We start from the raw sequence: 19,816 nt of genomic DNA, 5'->3' as shown, positions 1-19,816 counted from the left end.
TATCAACTTCTGGCGTTGATTTTTGGCACGCTGTTGAGTTCTCAAGGAACGGACGCTTCCTTTGTACTCACCCTCTCGGGCTTTCCTCCGGGCTTCGTTCTTCGTTTCCGACTCTATCAGACTCTTTCGGGCCTGACCCCCAGTCAGCGGGGTTTGCCTTCCGGGCTGTTGGGCCCTTCCGACTCCCTGAACTCTAGTGGATTTCCCGGTCGATTCATAATCGGCCTTCGGAAATTAATTCGGGCATGCCGAATTCGTTCCCGGTGGGAGATCGTGCTGAGTTGGGTGCCGCAACGAGGCGGCGGGATTCGTTGCCGCCAAAACCTTCCGGCTCTGGGGCAACTCGAAGAACCTTACGGACCCGCGGGGTCGGTGTCAACCCCGCAGTTCACGGCTCCGTCAGGGCCGCGACTGGAGGTCCTCCACGCGGTCCAGGAGCCGGGTGAGCATGTCGCCCAGCACGCCGCGCTCCGCCGTGGAGAGGTCCTGGAGGAGGTCCTCCTCGAAGACCGTGGCCGCCCGCATGGCGTCGAGCCACTTGCTGCGGCCCTCGTCCGTGAGCTCCACGATCACGCGGACGCGGTTGGACTCGTCCCGCTCGCGCGTCACCAGTCCTTCCGCCGTCATGCGGTCGATCCGGTGGGTCATCGCCGCCGGCGTGAGGCCCAGCTGCTTCGCGAGTTCACTCGGGCCCATCCGGTACGGGGCTCCGGAGATGACGAGGGCCTTGAGGACCTCCCACTCCGCGTTGCTGATGCCCAGGGCAGCGGTCTGGCGGCCGTACGCGACGTTCATGCGGCGATTCAGCCGGCTCAGTGCCGAGACCACCTTCTCGACCTGGGGATCGAGGTCCTGGAACTCACGCTGATAGACGGCGATCTGCTCGTCGAGGCTCGGCTCGTGGACGGGCGCAGTGCCGTCGGGGGTGTCACCCATGGTTCGAAGTATCGCATGAGCCCGTTGGCGTCTAACTCCTTCGATGTGTAGAGTTAAGGGTCGAACTTTAGCTATGAAGTCTTCGGACTTCAGTTCTCGAGGCAGGTGAGAAGTGACCAAGGTGATGGGCGCTGCGATGCGGCGGATCCAGGCCGGCAACGCGTTGACCGCGTTCGGCATCGGCTTCACGGTTCCGTTCCTCTACATCTACGTGGCGCAGGTGCGAGGTCTGGGCTCCATGGCGGCCACGAGTGCATTCGTGGCCTTCGCCGTGAGTGCCCTGGTCGCGCTGCCCCTCACCGGTCGGGTCATCGACCGCCGGGGTCCCGTCCCCGTGGTCGTCGGTGCGGCCGTCGCCGCTTCGGCCGGTGCCCTGTCGCTCGGGCTCTCCACCGGCATCGTGCCGATCCTGCTGTCCGCCCTGGCGCTCGGCGCCGGGCAGGCCGTCATGCAGCCGGCGCTGGCGACGATGATCGTGTGGTGCTCGACCCCGAGCACCCGGACGCGCGCCTTCGCCCTGCAGTTCTTCATGCAGAACCTCGGCCTGGGCATCGGCGGGCTCATCGGCGGCCAGATCGTCGACGAGAGCCGGCCCGGCAGCTTCACCCTGCTGTTCGGCATCGAGGCCGTGATGTTCCTGGTCCTGGCCGGGGTCATCCTCACCGTGCGGATGCCGCACGCGCCGAGCATCAAGGACGCCGTGCCGCGGGACGAGTCCCGGGCGGGCAGCGCGTGGAAGCGGCTGTTCGAGCACAAGGCCATGGTCAAGCTGCTCGTGCTGGGCTTCGTGATCTTCTTCGCCTGCTACGGGCAGTTCGAGTCCGGGCTCGCCGCCTTCGGTACCGAGGCCGCCGGGATCTCCCCCTCCACCCTCGGCTTCGCGCTGGCCGCCAACACCGGTGCGATCGTCGTGGCGCAGTTCGTCGTGCTGAAGCTGGTCGAGAAGCGCCGCCGGTCCCGCGTGATCGCGCTGGTCGGCCTGATCTGGACCGTCGCGTGGGTCATCGCCGGGTTCTCGGGCCTGGGGCACGGCAGCGCGCTGATGGCCGCCGCCGCGTTCATCACGACGTACGCGCTCTTCGGCATCGGCGAGGCGATGCTGTCGCCGACCCTGGCCCCGCTGGTGGCCGACCTGGCGCCGGAGGGCTCGGTGGGCCAGTACAACTCCGCCTTCGCGCTGGTCAAGCAGATGGCGCTGGCCCTCGGGCCGCTGGGCGTGCCGCTCGGTGCGGGCGTGCCGATGCTCTACATCGGGGTGTTCGTCATGGTCTCGCTGGGGATCGCGTGGCTGGCGCTGCGGCTCGGCAAGCAGCTGAGCCCGGTGCAGGACAGGCCGTCGCTGCTGAAGGGCGAGGCGGTGCCGGCGGTGGCCGTGAAGGTCGCCGAGCCGGAGCGCGTGCCCGCGTAGGCGAGGGGCGCAGGAAACATGAGAAGGGCCCGGTCCTGGTGGACCGGGCCCTTCTCGTGTCCGCTACTTGTCCGGCAGGGCGAACTCGCACCAGACGGCCTTGCCGCCGCCCGGGGTGCGGCGCGAACCCCAGGAGGAGGCGATCGTCGCGATGATCGAGATGCCTCGGCCGGTCTCGTCGGCCGGTTCGGCGCGGCGGCGGCGCGGGAGGTGGTCGTCCCCGTCGGTGACCTCGATGATCAGGCGGCGGTCGGTGCGGCGCAGCCGCAGGCGCATGGGTGGGGTGCCGTGCTGGAGGGAGTTCGCGACGAGCTCGCTCGCGGCGAGGACGCCGAGGTCGCACAGTTCGACCGGGAAGCGCCAGGAGGCGAGGACTCCGGACGCGAAGGCGCGGGCGCGCGGGGCGGCCTCGATGCCGCCGAGGAGTTCCAGGGCGGCGTTGTGGAAGAGCTCGGCGTCGGCTCCGGTGCGGGCGGGCTGCTGGAGGACCATGACGGCGACGTCGTCGTCGTGGTCGGCGTCGACGCCGAGGGCGCGCATGAGGCGGTCGCAGATGACGGCGGGGGTGCCCTGGGCGCCGGAGAGTGCGCGCTCCAGGGCGGCGACGCCCTCGTCGATGTCCTCGCCGCGCCGTTCGACCAGGCCGTCGGTGTAGAGGACGGCGGTGGAGCCGGGGCCGAGCGCGATGGTGCCGGAGGTGTGCAGCCAGCCGCCGGTGCCGAGTGGCGGGCCGGTGGGGTCGGCTGCGCGGCGTACGGTGCCGTCCTCGTCGCGGACGAGGATCGGGAGGTGGCCGGCCGAGGCGTACGCGAGCAGGCCCTCGTTGGGGTCGTGGACGGCGTAGACGCAGGTGGCGATCTGGCTGGCGTCGATCTCGGCGGCGAGGCCGTCGAGGAGCTGGAGCACCTCGTGCGGGGGCAGGTCTAGGCGGGCGTAGGCGCGGACGGCGGTGCGCAGCTGGCCCATGACGGCGGCCGCGCGGACCCCGCGGCCCATGACGTCGCCGATGACGAGGGCGGTGCGGCCGGCGCCGAGGGTGATGACGTCGTACCAGTCGCCGCCGACTGCGGCTTCGGTGCCGCCGGGCTGGTAGGTGGCTGCGACGCGGAGGTCGTCGGGCTGTTCGAGTTCCTGCGGGAGGAGGGAGCGCTGGAGGGTGACGGCGGCTTCGCGCTGGCGGCGTTCGCTGGCGCGCAGCCGTTCGACGGCTTCGGCGTGGTCGGTGACGTCGGCGAGGTGGATGAGGACCCCGGCGTGGTGGGGGTCGGCCCCGCCTTCGGTGTCGGCCTTGGGGAACTCGACGGGGGTGCAGGTGACCGTGTACGAGCTGGCGCCGCCGGGGGCGGTGCGGTTCTTGGCGGTACGGGGCTTGCCGCTGCGCTGGACCTGGTCGAGGAGCGGGAGGAGGCCGAGCTCGCCGAGTTCGGGGAGGGCGTCGTGGGCGGGTGCGCCGGTGGGGCGGGGGCCGAAGCCGGCGGTGTAGGCGTCGTTGACGTAGGCGACGCGGTGCTCGGGGCCGTGGACGAGGGCGACGAGGGCCGGGAGCCGGCCGAGGACCTCCCGTACGGAGAGCTCGTCCAGGGAGGGCACGGCGGCGAGGACGCCACTGCCGGTGCCCGATCCGGTGCCGGAGCCCGTGCCCGTGCCCGTGCCCGTCCCGCAGACGGTGGGGTCCGCGGGGTCGGTTGGGCAGCCGTCCGGCGCCGTTGCCGGGCGGGCGGCGGCGCCGCGGGCTGCCGGGACGGCGCCCTCACCCCGCTTGGCCTGGGCGGCGGCGTGTTCGGACCGTGCGGCGGCGCGGCGCTGCGTTCCGGGAAAACGGGCGCTCCAGCGCGTGAAGTTCACTGCGTTCAAGCCTCGTGGTGTCGCAAGTGGTCGCTGTGCTTCTCGTGGTCGGTCGCTGGCCGGTGTCGCTCGGTGGATGTCACGGTGCATGTCACTGTGTGCAGGTGTGAGCCCACCTATGGTCACACGTCCAGTGTGGCCGACCGCACTGACAACGTCAGCCCTGACTGTCCTTCGGGGGGTTGGGGGCGGGCGGGGGCAGGGGGTGTTTGTGGCCGAGTCCGGCGGCGAGTTCGAATTCTGCCCTGGGGTGTTCGAGGGAGCCGAGGGAGACGATCTCACGCTTGAAGAGGCCGGAGAGGGTCCATTCGGCAAGCACGCGCATTTTGCGATTGAAGGTGGGGATCCGGCTGAGGTGGTAGGTGCGGTGCATCAGCCAGGCGGGGTAGGCCTTGAGCTTGCGGCCGTAGATGTGGGCGACGCCCTTGTGGAGGCCGAGGGAGGCCACGGAGCCCGCGTACTTGTGGGCGTATTCCGTCAGGAGTTCGCCGCGCAGGGAGGCCAGCAGGTTGTCGGCGAGGACCTTGGCCTGGCGGACGGCGTGCTGCGCGTTGGGGGCGCATTCGACGCCGGGTTTGTCGGCGGTGATGTCGGGGACGGCGGCGGCGTCGCCGGCCGCCCAGGCGTGTTCTACGCCGTCGACGGTGAGGAAGGCGGTGCAGGCGAGGCGGCCGCGCTCGGTGCGCGGGAGGTCGGAGGCGGCGAGGACCGGGTGCGGTTTGACGCCGGCGGTCCACACGACGGTGCGGGTGGGGAAGCGGGCGCCGTCGCTGAGGACGGCGACGCGGTTCTCGCAGGAGTCGAGCCGGGTCTCGAGACGGACGTCGATGTTCCGGCGGCGCAGTTCGCGGATCGTGTAGACGCCCAGTTCGGGGCCGACCTCGGGGAGGATGTGGTCGCTGGCCTCGACCAGCACCCACTTCATGTCCTCGGGTTTGACGTTGTGGTAGTAGCGGGCCGCGTAGCGGGCCATGTCCTCGAGTTCACCCAGGGCCTCGACTCCCGCGTAGCCGCCGCCGACGAAGACGAAGGTGAGGGCGGCGTCGCGGAGTGCGGGGTCGCGGGTGGAGGAGGCGATGTCCATCTGTTCGATGACGTGGTTGCGCAGGCCGATGGCCTCTTCCACGGTCTTGAAGCCGATGGCGTAGTCGGCGAGTCCCGGGATGGGCAGGGCGCGGGAGATGGATCCGGGGGCGACGACGATTTCGTCGTACTCGAGCTCCTGGGCGCCGGTGCCCTCGTCGGCGGTGGCGAGGGTGTTGACGGTCGCGGTGCGCTTGGCGTGGTCGATGCGCTGGACCTCGCCGATGACGATGCGGCACTTGTTGAGGACGCGGCGGAGCGGGACGACGACGTGGCGCGGGGAGATCGAGCCGGCGGCCGCCTCGGGTAGGAAGGGCTGGTACGTCATGTAGGGCTCGGGACTGACCACCGTGACCTCGGCTTCGCCGGCTCTGAGCTTTCGCTGGAGCCGGAGCGCCGTGTACATGCCGACGTAGCCCCCGCCGACGACGAGGATGCGCGTGCGGGGCGGGGTACCGGGGGCCGTGCCCCGGGAGTTAGCAGCCTTCACCATCCCATGACGCAACGTGGCCGGGAGTTTGTCCACAGGCCTGACACATTGTGTGACCGGAGGGGATGCCGGTACGGGGCTGTCGGGGGGCTGGAGTCGGGGTGGAGTTCCGCAGGTCAGGGGGTACGGAGAGGGTGATTCCGGTGGCTTGGATCGGAAAAGTGGGGGTGAATGCTCCGATCGGGCGGTGGTCCGTCCGGGGCTGCCTCTTCTGAATTGACTCTGGCTCAACTATGTTCGTATCTCGTCGAGGAGTAGGACCGGGGCCCACATGACCGTGGCCCACCTCGACACGAAGGCGGGGAGTGTCTCCGGGGGGAGACAAATGATTACCGGGGGATACATATGAACATTTCCGATTTCCATGGTTCTGCGACCGCGCTCTCGGGTGAGAGCAACGGTCGCCTGATGACGGGCGGCACCACGCACGGCGTGGGTCGCTCCACACCGCTGCGCGTCGACGCCCAGCGCAACCTCGAGCACGTGCTGCGCGCGGCGCGCGAGGTGTTCGGCGAGCTGGGCTACGGGGCTCCGATGGAGGACGTGGCGCGGCGCGCCCGCGTCGGCGTCGGCACTGTGTACCGGCGGTTCCCGAGCAAGGACGTCCTGGTCCGCCGGATAGCCGAGGAAGAGACCGCCCGGCTGACCGAGCAGGCCAGGACCGCCCTGGGCCAGGAAGAGGAGCCGTGGCAGGCGCTGTCGTGCTTCCTTCGCACCTCGGTGGCCTCGGGCGCCGGGCGGCTGCTGCCGCCGCAGGTGCTGCGGGTCGGGTCGGCGGGCGAGGACGGCGTCGAGGACGCGGAGCAGGCGCGGGTTCCGCACCAGCGCCAGGCGGGCGTGACCGGCGGGGCTCCCGATCTGCGGGTCGTGGGCGGGCGGACTCCCGTCGAGGACGAGCCCTCGGAGGACGCGGGCTCGGGTGCGCTGCTCGAGGTGGTCGGCCGGCTGGTCGACCGCGCGCGGGAGGCCGGTGAGCTGCGCGGCGACGTCACGGTGGCCGATGTGCTGCTGGTGATAGCGACGGCCGCGCCGGCGCTGCCCGACGCGGCGCAGCAGGCGGCGGCTTCGTCCCGGCTGCTGGACATCCTGCTCGAGGGGCTGCGCTCCCGGACGGTCTGAGCCGTACGGGACGCGGTCCGCGCGGACGCCCTTGCAGGGGTGCGTGCGGCTGCCCGCTCCATCCTCCCTTTACCGGTTCGTCGAACGGCCCTCCGAACGGCCTCTCACTCGAAAGAGTGAGGGCCGGGTACGGGGGTTCACCGGATGCTGCCCGGACGGGTGGATGGCGTGGAGAGGGGTTCGGCGCGCGCCCCCCGTGTGACACGCTTGAACGGTGTACCGGGTGAGTGTGTCGGGCGGGGGCTTCCGCGATGGGCGTTGACGGTCGGGAAGAGCCGCTCGGTGGTGCCGGCGGGTTCGGCGGTGCCGGCGGCGAGGTCGAGGCGGACGCCCCGGCCGCAGGCCAGGTCCCGGCCCAGCGCGAACCGCGCGGGAGGCACGCGGCGTCGAGGCGCTCCGGTGCCGAGCTGCCGCCGTCCGACGGCGAGTTGATCGCCCGGATGCGCGGGGGCGACGACGGTGCGTACGAGGAGCTGTTCCTGCGGCACGCCGATTCGGTACGGCGCTACGCGCGGACGTGCTGCCGTGACGGGCACACGGCCGAAGACCTGACCGCCGAGGTGTTCGCCCGGACGCTGCAGGCGGTACGGGGCGGGGCCGGGCCGGACCAGTCGGTGCGCGCGTATCTGCTGACCACCGTACGGCGGGTCGCGGCGGCCTGGGCGAAGACGTCCCGGCGGGAGCATCTCGTCGAGGACTTCGCCGTGTTCGCGGAGCAGGCGGCCGCGCGAGCCGAGACCGGCGGCGGGCTGTCCGGTCTGTCCGGGGACGACACCCTCGAACTGGGCGCGGACGTCCGGGCGATGCGCGAGGCCGAGCAGTCGCTGGCCATGCAGGCCTTCCGGAGCCTGCCCGAGCGCTGGCAGGCCGTGCTGTGGCACACCACCGTCGAGGACGCCTCCCCGAGTGCGGTCGCGCCGCTGTTCGGGCTGAGCGCCAACGCGACGGCCGTGCTGGCCAGCCGTGCCCGGGAAGGGCTCAAGCAGGCCTACCTGCAGGCGCATGTGAGCTCGGCGCTCAGTGCGGGCGGGGACTGCGCGCGGTACGCGGACCGGCTGGGCGCGTATGCCCGCGGCGGGCTGCGGATGCGTGCGGAGCGGGGGCTGCGCGGGCACTTGGAGGAGTGCTCGAAGTGCCGGCTGGCCGCCGGGGAGCTCAAGGACGTCAACGCGGGCATTCCCGCGCTGCTGCCCGTCGCGGTCATCGGATGGTTCGCCGCCGGGTACGCGGCGAAGGCGGCCGGGGTCGTGGCCGGCGGGGCCGTTGCCGCCGGGGGCGCGGGGGCTGTCGCCGCGGCCTCGGGCGGGTCGACCGCCGGGGCCGGGGCCGGTGCAGGGGCCGCCGGGGCCGCGGGTGCGGGGGCCGGGGCTGCCGGGGCCGGTGGCGGCGCCGGGGGTGCCGGGTCCGGGGTCGGGGGTGCGGTGGTGTCCGAGGGGCTCGGGCTGCCGGCCAAGGCCGCCATCGCCGCCGGGATCGCGGTCGCCGCGGCCGCCGGGGTGGTGTTCGCGCTGGCCGGGGACGATCCCGAGCCGGGGGCCGCGGCGCAGCCCGCGCCGAGTGTGGCGGCGCCCGTGGTGCCGCTGGTCCCGGCTCCGCGCACCCCGGCTCCGGCCGATGCGGAGCCGCCGGCCGCGCAGGGCTCCGTACCGTCCGCGCCGCACACGGCCCCCGCGTCGCCGATTCCCTCCGCGCCGAAGCCGAAGGCCCCGGCCGCGCCGGTGTCCCGGGCGCCCTCTCCGAAGCCCTCGCCGACGCCGAGTCCCGTACCGAGCCGGAGTCCGGCCCGGCCGTCCCCGTCGCCGTCCGTGCCGAAGCCGCAGGGGTTCCGGCTGGCGGGGCTCGAACACTCCGCGTTCGGCGACCACGACGGTCCCGAGCTGCAGACCTGGCGCAGCAGCTGGGTGTGGCAGCGGTGGGGGCTGCGGATCGCGGACCGGCGGTTCGCGCAGGGCATCACCGTGAACTCCCGTTCCTCGGTGGAGATCACCCTCAACCGGCAGTGCACGGCGTTCTCGGCGCGGGCCGGGGTGGACGACCTGTCGCTGTTCACCGACGGCACCGTGCGGTTCTCCGTGTACGCCGACGGGCAGCGGCTGTGGCGGTCGGGCACGCTCGGGTACGGGGATCCGGCCGCCGCCGTCGACGTCCCCCTGGCCGGGCGCGAGACGCTGCGGCTGGTGGTGGAGCAGGCCGGGCAGGGCAGTCTGCCGACCCTGGCGAGCTGGGCCGACGCCGTGATCAGCTGCCGGTGAGAAGGGTGACGAGGGTGACGACCTCGGCCGGGGAGAGCTCGGCGCCCGCCGCCTCCTCCTGCTCGTAGCGGTCGGGGCCCAGCACGGCCCGGGTGGCGTCCGGGAGTCCGCCGACGGCGGCCTGTTCCGGGACCGAGCGCGGGTGGCCGGCGCGCCAGGCGGTGGCCGCCGCGAGCACCCGTACGGCCTCTGCACTGCGCTCGGCGGCGGCCAGCAGCACGGCCGCGGTGTCGGCGAGCGAGGCGAGTACGCGTTCGGCGCAGTGCGCGGCGACGGCGGCGGCCAGGGTCGGCCCGAGCTTCGCGAGGCCGGCCTCGGGACCGTGCGCGTGGGCCGTGAGGACGGCGTCGACGTTGTCGAGCCCGGCGGTGAGCTGCGGGGGCGCCGAGATCTTTTCGGACGCGGCGCGAGCCGGCCCGCACTCGGCACCGGCCCGCTCGAGGTCCCCACGGACGAGGGCGAGCAGCGCTGCGAGCATGCCGCCGTAGGCCCGGACGTCGTACACCCCGCCGTAGGGCTCGACTTCGCGGGCGACCTCCGCCAGCAGCTGCTCGGCGCCGTCGTAGTCCCCGGAGCAGAAGGCGGACTCGGCGATCCGGGCCATGGCGAAGGGGACCTCGGTGTGGGCCCCGACCTCGCGGGCGAGGCGCAGGCACTCCTCGTACTCGGCGCGGGCCCAGTCGTACCGGCCGCGGGAGAGCGCGACCTCGCCGGCGGCGCTCGCCACCTGGGCACGGGTCCAGCGGTCGCCGACGCGGCGGGCGATTTCGTGCAGTTCGGCGAGGTCGGCGTCGACGGACGACAGGCCGCCGATGAGGTCGATGGTCACGTGGGTGCGGAGCATGAGGGTGATGCCCAGTTCCCAGTCGCCGCCGTGGCGGCGACAGTTGTCGACCGTCTCGGCGAGCCCGTCGCGGACGTCGCGGGTGTCACCGGTGAGGAACGTGGTCATCGGCCAGAGCATGCCGGGGAAGCGGGCGGTCTCGGGGCCGGTGCCCCTGAAGACCTGCTGGATGCGGTCGGCGAGCGCGATGTTCTGCGGCGTACGGAACTCCTCGGGCGCGTGGCCTTCGGCGAGGAGGAGGACGCGCAGCATCTGCGTGCGCATGAAGCGCCAGTATTCGGGGGTGCCCTCGGGCGGCTCGGCGGGGTGCAACTCCAGGACCCGGGCCGCCCATTCCGCGCCCTCGATGCGGTAGTTGCGCAGCCACCAGAACCAGCCGAGGGCGAGGGTGAGGCGCAGGCCCGTCTCGGCGGCGCCGGTTTCGGTGGTGTGCAGGAGCGCGGCGCGGAGGTTGTCGAGCTCGGTCTCGATGCGGCGGATCCAGGGGAGCTGGGCGGCGCAGCGCAGGAGGGGTTCGGCCTCCTCGGCGAGGGCCAGGAAGTGCGCGGCGTGGCGGTGGGCGGCGGCGCGGCGGTCGGCTGGGTGTGCGGCCGCGCGTTCGGCGGCGTACTCGTGGATGGTCTCGAGCATGTGGTAGCGCATGCCGCTGTCGCCCGGGCCGGGGGTGGCGAGGACGAGGGACTTGTCGACGAGGGAGCCGAGGACGTCGGCGACGTCCAGGGCGGCGTCCGTGCAGACGGCCTCGGCGGCCGGGAGGTCGCAGCCGCCGGCGAATACGGAGAGGTGGCGCAGGACGGTGCGCTCGGGCTCGTCGAGGAGGTCCCAGGACCAGTCGACGACGGCGCGCAGGGTCTGCTGGCGGGGCAGCACGGTGCGGGCGCCGCTGGTCAGGAGCCGGAAGCGGTCGTCGAGGCGGTCGGCGATCTGGCGCGGGGTGAGCAGCCGCAGCCGGGCGGCGGCCAGCTCGATGGCGAGCGGCAGCCCGTCGAGGCGGGCGCAGATCTCGGCGACGGCGGCCGGGTCCTCGGCGGGGGTGAAGCCGGGGCGGACGGCGCCGGCGCGGTCCGCGAAGAGGCGGTGTGCGGGGTCGGGCGGCAGCGGGTCGACGGGCCGGACCGTTTCGCCGGGCACGCCGAGGGGTTCGCGGCTGGTGGCCAGGATCCGGACGCCGGGGCAGTGGGTGAGGAGGCGCTCGGCGAGTTCGGCGGCGGCGCCGATGACGTGCTCGCAGTTGTCGAGGACGAGCAGCAGGCGGCGGTTCGCGCAGTGCTCGACGAGCTGGGCGACGGGGTCGGCGGCGGCGCCGGTCTTCTCACGGGCCACGAGGGTGTTCTCGCGCAGGCCGAGGGCGCTGAGGACCGCGCCGGGGACGGCGGCGGGGTGGTCGAGGCGGGCGAGTTCGACGAGCCAGCCGGGTTCGGGGTGGGCGGAGGCGGCGTGCTCGGCGAGGCGGGTCTTCCCGGAGCCGCCGGGGCCGGTGAGGGTGACGAGGCGCAGGCGGGCCAGGTCGGCGTGCAGGGCGGCCAGTTCGGGCTCGCGGCCGACGAAGGAGGTGAGGCGGGGCCGAAGGTTGCCGGTCGGCTCCGCGGGGGGCGCGGGGGCGGGGGCCGGGGGCGCGGCGGCCGCGGGGGGCACGGCCGCGGCGGGGGATGCGGTCGCCGCCGGGGATGCGGTCGCGGCGGGGGATGCGGGGTACGCCGGGGGCGCGGCCGATGCCGGGGGCGCGGGGTACGCCGGGTCCGGGGGCCCGGGGGCTACCGCGGGGGCGGGAGATGCCGGGTGCGCGGGGTACGCCGGGGGCGCGGGTGATGCCGGGGGCGCGGGGTACGCCGGGGGCGCGGTTGCCACTGGGCGTGCGGGGTGCGCGGGCGCCGCCGGGTGCGCCACGGGCGCGGGCGCTACGGCGGGCGCGGGTGATGCCGGGGGCGCGGGGTACGCCGGGGGCGCGGGGTACCCCGCGGGCGCGGAGGCGGGAGACGCCGGGGGCGCGGCCGATGCCAGGGGCGCGGGGGCTGCCGCGGGCGCGGGATGTGCCGCGGGCGCGGGGTACCCAGGGGGTGCGGGGGCTGCTGCGGGCGCGGCCGATGCCGGGGGCGCGGGATGCGCCGGGGGCGCGGTTGCCGCTGGGGACGCCGGGGGTGCGGGAGATGCCGGGTACGCCTCGGGCGCTGCTGCGGGCTCGGGGAGTGCCGCCAGGGACGCGGGGAACGCGGTTGCCACCGGGGGTGCGGGAGACGCCGGGGGCGTGGAGGCCATCGGGGGCGCGGGGTACGCCGCGGGCGCGGAGGCGGGAGACGCCGGGGGCATGGACGCGGGTGGCGTCGGGGGTGTGGGGCGGAGCAGTTCCGTGTGCAGGGCGGCCAGTTCGGGGCCGGGGTCGGTGCCGAGGGTGTCGGCGAGGGTGCGGCGGGTGCGCTCGTACGCGGCGAGGGCGTCGGCGGGGCGGCCGGCCGCGCGCAGCGCGCGGAGCTGCTGGGCGCGCAGGGGCTCGTCGTACGGGCGCTCCTGGATCAGCGCCTCGATCTCCGGGAGGAGGGACGCCGGGTCGGTGGCGCCGCTGCGGAGCTCGGCGTCGATCCGGGCGCGGAGGGCGGCGGTGCGGTGCGCTTCGGGGCCGGCGGCGTGGGCGGTGCGGGCGGGCTCGGGGAGGTCGGCGAGGGCGGGGCCGCGCCAGAGGTCGAGGGCGCTGCGGAGGGTTCCGGCGGCGGTGGCCGGGTCGGCGGCCAGCTGCTGGGCGCCTTGGCGGGCGAGCCGGGTGAACCGTTGCAGGTCGATGTCGTCGGCGTCGGCGACGGCGAGGCCGTAGCCGCCGGCGGGGTGGGCGCGGACGGTGTGTCGGCCGCCGAGGGCCCGGCGGAGCCGGCCGACGAGGGCCTGCAGGGCGGCGGGGGCGTCCTGAGGCGGGTCGTCGCCCCAGACCTCGTCGACGAGGTCGGCGACGGAGGCGGTGCCGCTCCGCGCGCCGGCCGCGGCGCGGAGCGCGAGGGCGGTGAGGAGGGCGCGCAGACGGGCGCCGCCGATGGTGAGGGGAGCTCCGGTCTCGTCACGGGCTTCGGTGACGCCGAGGATGAGATACCGCACTGGGCCCATTCTGCCTTGCGGCTGCCGGAGGTGCCGGGGAGTTTCGCCGCGGTCGGCCGTGGGCGGTGGTGTCGGCGGGTCGGGGCCGGGTGCGTGGGGCGGGGTGCCCCACAAGCAGGCCCGCAGCCGCCCCTGCCCGCCGGTCCGGCTGCCGGACGCGGCCTGCGGGCCGTCGTCCCCACCGGTCAACACGCCCTCGCCGTTCCTCTGTCCCACCTGCCCGCAGTAGCCCACCACACCAACCACCCACCCCATGACGCACGTTGGCGACAGCCCCCAGCCGGCCCACCCGACAACAGATCGCCGGACCCGTAGTGACGGTTGTCGATGACGGCAGCCAGGCCCGGAACCAGCAGACGGCAAGCGGGAAGGGCGGGCCGCCGGGCCTGCCGTAACCGCGCCCCCGGCCCGGACCTCCGCGCCCCCGCCAGCGAGAACCCCACCTGTGGTGACCCACCCCGACGACAACCCCCAGCCGACCCACCCGACATCAGGTCATCGGACCCGTAGTAACGGTTGTCGATGACGACAGCCAGGCCCCCAACCAACAGACGGCAAAAGGGAAGGGCGGGCCGCCGGGCCTGCCGTAACCGCGCCCCCGGCCCGGACCTCCGCGCCCCCGCGTCCGCTTCTTCGGCCGGGGCCGCGGTCCGGTCGGGGCTCTGGCGGGTGGGGCGGGAGCCGTGAGGGGGGCGGGGACTACGAGAGGGCCGGGCGGGGGATGGGGACTCCCTGGGGGACCGCTCGGCGGCGGGGGGTGGACGTGCCCGTCCAGCAGGTACCGCGGCGGGCCAGGAGGCGGCCCAGCCACAGTTCCATCGAGACGAGTTCCGCGAGGCCGTCGAGGGGGACCGGGCGGCCCTCCGCCGCGTCCAGCAGCGCCTGTTGGACCACCCGGGCTTCGATCAGGCCCGCGTCCGCCAGCAGGGGGGACGCGAACAGGGCCAGCAGCGAAGACAGCGCCGCGCGCAGGCCCACGCGGGTCGCCGTTTCGTTCGGGCTGTGGGCCGGGGCGCCCCAGCCCGGGGGGAGTTCGCGTACGCCCGCCGAGGAGAGGACGCTGCGCAGGATCGCCGCCCGCGCGCCGGGCTGGACGCGCAGGGATTCGGGGAGCGCGCGGGCGGCCCGTACGACCTGGTTGTCCAGGAACGGGGCGTGCAGGCGCTGGCTGCGGACCTCCACGGCCTGTTCGAAGACCCGGTGGTCCGCCGCGTGGCGGGTCAGCGCCGCGCGGGCCCGGGCCTCGCCGGGGCGGAGGGACAGGGGCGGGCGGCCTGCGGCGGCCGTGAGGCGGATCGATACTTCCGCCAGGGCTTCGCCGGTCAGCCAGGCCGCCGCCGGGCCCGGGCGGGACCAGGTCAGGGCGGCGAGCGAGGCGTCCACCGGGTTCGAGGCGCCGCCCTCGACGGCCCCTTCGCGCAGCCGGGCCGCCGCCGCCTCCATGCCCGCGCGGTACGGCGTACGGGCGAGTCGGCGGGCCGCGGAGTAGACGGAGAACGGGACCAGGAGGGACAGCGCGGAGTCGCCGGGCGCCGAGCGGGCCAGGGCGGCGACCGGGCGCAGCAGGTGGCGTCTGCGGCGGTCCATCAGGAGGTCGGCCAGCCGGGCCGGGTGCGCGTCGAGGACCTGGCGGGCGCCGTGTCCGACGAAGTGGTCCGCCGAGCCGGCCGCCAGCCGGCGCCGCTCGCGGGCGGCGGTGACGAGGGAGGGGCCGGGTTCGTCGGTGAGGGGGCCGTCGAGTTCCGCGTACGGGAGGGCTTCCTCGGCGGCGGCGACGACCACGTGGTGCAGCCGGGGGTTGGCGGCGATGGCGCGGGCGCGTTCGAGTTCGGCCTCGCGGCCCTGGGGGGTGGCCAGGTCGTTGAAGGTGACCGCGAGGAGCCGTTCGCCGGACTGCTTCATCACCGTGCCGGGCGCCCCGGGCAGGCCGGCGGCGAGCAGGGCGAGGGTCGCGGAGGCGCTGCCTCCGGAGAGGTCGGCGCCGACGCCGGGGACCGGCGCGGGTGCGCCCCGGGCCGCGCGCCGGTCGGCGGGGCCCATTCCGGGCACCGGGCCGGGGTCGTGGGGCGGCGTGTCGGGGGCATGCCGCGGTGCCGTGAGCCGGGCGCGCACCGCGTCCACCAATGCTTCCCGTACGCCCTCCACCGCGCGCTCGGGATCGGCCGCGGGCGCGGCCACCGCCAGGGAGGCCACCGGCTCGTACCCGGTGATCTCGCGCGAGCCCTCGCGCAGGATCAGCGCGTGCCCGGGCGGGATGCGCCGTACGCCGACGTACGGTGTGCCGTCGCCCAGTGCCTCCGGGCTGTCGGGGCAGGCCAGCAGGGCGGCGAGATGGCCGATGTCGAGCTGTGCCTCGATGAGGTCGGCGAGCGGCAGTGCGGCGGTGGCGTACGCGGTACCGCCGGCCCAGGGCGTGTAGAACACGGGCCGGGCGCCCGCGAGGTCGCCGACGACGGTGATCCGGCGGCCGGTCTGGACGACGGCGGTGTAGCTGCCGGACCACTGGGTGAGGTGGCGCAGGGCTCCACCGCGGGCGGCGAGGAGCGCGCGCCGCAGCTCGGCGTCGGTGGCGCCGCAGCAGCCGAGGACGGCGAGCCGGGTGAAGGGGTCGGCGGGGTCGGCGGCGAGGGTGCGGATCTCGTCGGGGCGCCAGTCGCCGACGGCCCAGAGGGGGTCGGGGTCTCCCCAGAGCAGTTGGGCGCCGACGGGCACGACGGTGCGTTCGGCGTCCTGGGCGGCCGGGTCGTCCGGATGGTCGGCGTCCGCGATGCCGCCGCTCAGGGGTGCGTCGGGGCTGCCGTTCCAGGGTCCGTCGGAGCCGTGTCCGCCCTGGCCGGAGACGCGGCCGGCCGTGCCGAAGCTCGCGGCGATACTGCTCCACCCGACCAACCAGCGCACCGCCGCCTCCCCAGCCTGTGGGCAATTGACCGGGGCATGAACGGCATGGTCAGCGCAGAGGGCGCGGCCGACGGGACCCCGGGTGGCTCGGGGTCCATGCTGCCACGAGACAGGCGTGCAGGAGTGGCCGAGGAGGGCGCACGTGCAAACGAACACGCCGCGGCCACGCGGTATTTGGCGTTCCGTTCCCACCGCCCCATAGGTCGGTTTCGGCCATTCTTCGACCGTACTGAGTGCCGTCGAACGCGCTGGGGCGCCCGACCGCAGCGGCGCGCGGGCGCGGTCCGGGAGACGGGATTCGCCCCCCGGACCGTTCCGCCACCCGCGGGGATTGGGGTAGCGGCATCCCCCGGCCCGCCGGATCCACGCAGCGGGCCGACCCACGCACGGCACATCGAATCGCCGGGCCCGGTGACCGGCCAGAGCGCACGGGCGGGCGCACGGCCACACGCACGGAGCACGGGAGAGCGCGTGCGCCCGCGGCGCGGGCCCCGGCCCGACTGTGCAGGCGGACAACAATCCCGCCATACGGAAGTCGAGGCCTTAACGCTTGGGAGGCGGGGAACTACGCTGGGTTTACGAAATGCCGGGCAACTATGCCCCGGCGGCGTATGCGTTGTGTGCGTTCCGCGTGTGACGAGGGGTGGCGCATGTCCAGGGAGCTCCGCGAGCCCAACGAGAAGCTCGGCGCCGTCCTCGCCCTCGCCGGCATCAGCAACGCCGGGCTGGCCCGGCGGGTCAACGACCTCGGCGCGCAACGCGGCCTGACGCTTCGTTACGACAAGACGTCGGTGGCCCGGTGGGTGTCCAAGGGGATGGTGCCGCAGGGCGCGGCCCCTCATCTGATCGCCGCCGCGATCGGCGCGAAGCTGGGGCGGCCGGTGCCGCTGCACGAGATCGGGCTGGCGGATGCGGACCCCGCGCCCGAGGTCGGCCTGGCCTTCCCACGGGACGTGGGAGAGGCGGTGCGCTCGGCCACCGATCTGTACCGGCTCGACCTCGCCGGGCGCCGGGGCGGTGGCGGGATCTGGCAGTCGCTGGCCGGCTCGTTCGCCGTGTCCGCGTACGCGACGCCCGCCTCGCGCTGGCTGATATCTCCGGCGGACGGTTCGGTGGCGCGCGAGCCCGCCGCGCACCGCGAGACCGTGGCGTCCCGCGAGACCGTGGCGTCCCGCGAGCCGGTGGCGTCCCGCGAGCCGGTGGCGAACACGGCGCCCGCGGCCCCGGCCCCTGCACCGGCGCAGGGGCCGACGGCTTCGCCGATTTCTTCCTCGCCGATGTCGTCGTCGTCTTCGTCAACGGGTCTGCCCGCGCAGTCTTCGGGCGAAACGCCGCACGCCCCGCCCGCGCCGGTGCCCGCCGCCGTCGTGGGGCTGTCGGACCCGGCGCCGCAGCGCGTGGGCCACAGCGATGTGACCAAGCTGCGCGAGGCGGCCGAGGACGCACGCCGCTGGGACTCCAAGTACGGAGGCGGGGACTGGCGTTCGTCGATGGTGCCCGAGTGCCTGCGCGTCGACGCGGCGCCGCTGCTGCTCGGCTCGTACAGCGACGATGTGGGCCGCGCGCTGTTCGGTGCGACCGCCGAGCTGACCCGGCTGGCCGGGTGGATGGCCTTCGACACCGGCCAGCAGGAAGCGGCCCAGCGCTACTACATCCAGGCGCTGCGCCTGGCCCGCGCGGCCGCGGACGTACCGCTGGGCGGGTACGTGCTGGCCTCGATGTCGCTGCAGGCCACGTACCGGGACTTCCCGGACGAGGGCGTGGACCTTGCGCAGGCGGCCGTGGAGCGCAACCGGGGGCTGGCCACCGCCCGCACCATGAGCTTCTTCCGGCTGGTCGAGGCGCGGGCGCATGCGAAGGCGGGCGATTCGGCGGCCGCCGGGGCGGCGCTGCGGGCGGCGGAGGGCTGGCTGGAGCGGGCGCGGGAGGGGGATCCGGATCCGACGTGGCTGGGTTTCTACTCGTACGACCGTTTCGCGGCGGATGCGGCGGAATGCTACCGGGACCTGAAACTGCCGCGGCAGGTGCGGCGCTTCACGGAGCAGGCGCTGTCGCGGCCGACGGAGGAGTACGTGCGCTCGCACGGGCTGCGGCTGGTGGTGAGCGCGGTCGCCGAGCTGGAGTCGGGCAACCTGGACGCGGCGTGCGCGGCCGGCACCCGGGCGGTGGAGGTCGCGGGCCGGATCTCCTCGGCGCGGACGACGGAGTACGTACGGGACCTGCTGCACCGGCTCGAGCCGTACGGGGACGAGCCGCGCGTGGCGGAGCTGCGGGAGCGGGCACGGCCGCTGTTGGTGGCCCCCGCGTAGGGAGTGTCGGGCGGACCGGGGCCGGGCGGCCACTGCCGTGGGGGCCCCTCCCGGCGGTGGCCGGGGACATCGGAGACCGGCGGCGACGCGGCGAGGCGCGGTGCCGGGCGGTCCGGGCCGGGCATGATCCGCCGGAGACCCCCTTAACGCGTTGTCAGTGGCGGGGTGCAGTATGCAGGGGTGGGAGGTGGCGGCTTGGGCGGCGGCGTGGGCAGCGTGGGCAGGGTCGACTGCGATGTGCTGGTGATCGGCGGTGGCATCGTCGGGCTGTCGACGGCGCATGCCCTGGCGCAGCTGGCTCCGGGGACGCGGGTGGTGGTGCTGGAGAAGGAGTCCGGCCCGGCCCGCCACCAGACGGGCCGCAACAGCGGGGTGATCCACAGCGGGATCTACTACCGGCCTGGATCGCTCAAGGCGCGCTTCGCGGTGCGCGGCGCCGCCGAGATGGTGAAGTTCTGCGCCGAGCACGGGATCGCCCACGAGGTCACCGGGAAGCTGATCGTCGCCACCGATCGGGAGGAGCTGCCGCGGCTGCACGCGCTGGTGCAGCGGGGCCGGGAGAACGGCATCCCGGTGCGCGAGCTGGGCCCGGCGCAGATCTCGGAGTACGAGCCGGAGGTGCGCGGCCTGGCCGCGATCCACGTCGGCACCACCGGGATCGTGGACTACGGGCAGGTGGCGCAGCAGCTGGCGGAGTCCTCCGGGGCGGAGATCGTGTACGGCGGGGAGGTGGACCTGATCTCCCGGCGGGCGTCGGGGGTGGCGGTGCGCACCACGTCCGGGCTCGTGGTCCGCTCCCGGGTCCTGGTGAACTGCGCGGGCCTGCAGTGCGACCGGATCGCGCGGCTGGCCGGGGACGACCCCGGGATGCGGATCGTGCCGTTCCGTGGGGAGTACTACGACCTGGCGCGGCCCTCGCTGGTCCGGGGGCTGGTCTACCCGGTCCCCGATCCGGCGTTCCCCTTCCTCGGCGTGCACCTGACGCGGGGGATCGGCGGCGGGGTCCACGTCGGGCCGAACGCGGTGCCGGCGCTGGCGCGCGAGGGGTACGGGTGGGGCGTGGTCCGGCCGCGGGACGTCGCGGACGAGCTGGCCTGGCCGGGATCCTGGCGGATGGCCCGGCGGCACTGGCGGTACGGAGTGGGCGAGATCCACCGGTCGCTGTCGAAGCAGGCCTTCACGGAGGCGGTACGGCGGCTCCTGCCAGGGGTTTCGTCCGCCGACCTGGCCCCGGCCGGGGCCGGGGTGCGGGCGCAGGCCGTCCTGCGGGACGGGACGCTCGTGGACGACTTCCTGATCCGGGACGCACCGAGGACGGTGCACGTCCTGAACGCCCCGTCGCCGGCCGCGACGGCTTCGCTCCCGATCGGCCGCGAAATCGCCCGCCGCGCCCTGACCACCCTCCGGCTGTCCTGACCCCGGTCCGGGGCGCGGGAGCGGCCGGGCTCTGGGGGCTCGTCCCCGGGGCGCGGGCGAGGGGGGCGGCGCGTGGGGGCGGGGTCGTAGAATCTGGGGATTGTGTCTGAGTCCCTCACCCCCCAGCCCAGCGCC

At 74.7% G+C, this 19,816-nt stretch carries 10 protein-coding genes; 5 read left to right on the top strand and 5 right to left on the bottom strand.

What is annotated here, in order from left to right; genetic code table 11:
* Positions 1-399 precede the first annotated feature (399 nt).
* Positions 400-936, bottom strand: a complete 537-nt coding sequence (locus tag ACZ49B_RS16935) for a MarR family winged helix-turn-helix transcriptional regulator (protein WP_468306129.1) — start codon at positions 934-936, stop codon at positions 400-402.
* Positions 937-1,048: 112 nt separating this feature from the next.
* On the opposite strand from ACZ49B_RS16935, the gene ACZ49B_RS16930 reads away from it, so the two are divergent.
* On the top strand, positions 1,049-2,344 hold the full coding sequence (locus ACZ49B_RS16930) for an MFS transporter (protein WP_468306126.1): 1,296 nt from the start codon (positions 1,049-1,051) through the stop codon (positions 2,342-2,344).
* Between the two features lie 63 nt (positions 2,345-2,407).
* On the opposite strand, the gene ACZ49B_RS16925 is transcribed toward ACZ49B_RS16930, so the two are convergent.
* The gene (locus ACZ49B_RS16925) at positions 2,408-4,189 is read right to left on the bottom strand and encodes an ATP-binding SpoIIE family protein phosphatase (protein ID WP_468306177.1); all 1,782 of its coding nucleotides are present in this window, start codon (positions 4,187-4,189) and stop codon (positions 2,408-2,410) included.
* A gap of 157 nt (positions 4,190-4,346) precedes the next feature.
* On the bottom strand, positions 4,347-5,765 hold the full coding sequence (locus ACZ49B_RS16920) for an NAD(P)/FAD-dependent oxidoreductase (protein WP_468306123.1): 1,419 nt from the start codon (positions 5,763-5,765) through the stop codon (positions 4,347-4,349).
* A 342-nt stretch (positions 5,766-6,107) separates the two neighbouring features.
* On the opposite strand from ACZ49B_RS16920, the gene ACZ49B_RS16915 reads away from it, so the two are divergent.
* The gene (locus ACZ49B_RS16915; RefSeq protein WP_468306120.1) at positions 6,108-6,881 is read left to right on the top strand and encodes a TetR/AcrR family transcriptional regulator; all 774 of its coding nucleotides are present in this window, start codon (positions 6,108-6,110) and stop codon (positions 6,879-6,881) included.
* A 251-nt stretch (positions 6,882-7,132) separates the two neighbouring features.
* Positions 7,133-9,133, top strand: a complete 2,001-nt coding sequence (locus ACZ49B_RS16910; protein WP_468306118.1) for a sigma-70 family RNA polymerase sigma factor — start codon at positions 7,133-7,135, stop codon at positions 9,131-9,133.
* Here ACZ49B_RS16910 and ACZ49B_RS16905 read toward each other — a convergent pair.
* The gene (locus ACZ49B_RS16905) at positions 9,120-13,058 is read right to left on the bottom strand and encodes an AfsR/SARP family transcriptional regulator (RefSeq protein ID WP_468306115.1); all 3,939 of its coding nucleotides are present in this window, start codon (positions 13,056-13,058) and stop codon (positions 9,120-9,122) included. The two genes, ACZ49B_RS16910 and ACZ49B_RS16905, sit on opposite strands and share 14 nt — an antisense overlap.
* A gap of 699 nt (positions 13,059-13,757) precedes the next feature.
* The gene (locus tag ACZ49B_RS16900) at positions 13,758-15,956 is read right to left on the bottom strand and encodes an asparagine synthase-related protein (protein ID WP_468306112.1); all 2,199 of its coding nucleotides are present in this window, start codon (positions 15,954-15,956) and stop codon (positions 13,758-13,760) included.
* A 650-nt stretch (positions 15,957-16,606) separates the two neighbouring features.
* Between ACZ49B_RS16900 and ACZ49B_RS16895 the strand changes: the two genes are divergently transcribed.
* Entirely contained in the window at positions 16,607-18,265 is a 1,659-nt protein-coding gene (locus tag ACZ49B_RS16895) for a sporulation protein (RefSeq protein WP_468306109.1), read from the top strand.
* A 195-nt stretch (positions 18,266-18,460) separates the two neighbouring features.
* Positions 18,461-19,681: an L-2-hydroxyglutarate oxidase gene (gene lhgO, locus ACZ49B_RS16890; protein ID WP_468306106.1), complete on the top strand. Its 1,221-nt coding sequence runs from the start codon at positions 18,461-18,463 to the stop codon at positions 19,679-19,681.
* The last annotated feature ends 135 nt before the right edge of the window (positions 19,682-19,816 follow it).

Source organism: Streptomyces sp. NPDC031132 (assembly GCF_055570595.1).
This window is presented reverse-complemented; position numbering and strand designations above follow the sequence as displayed.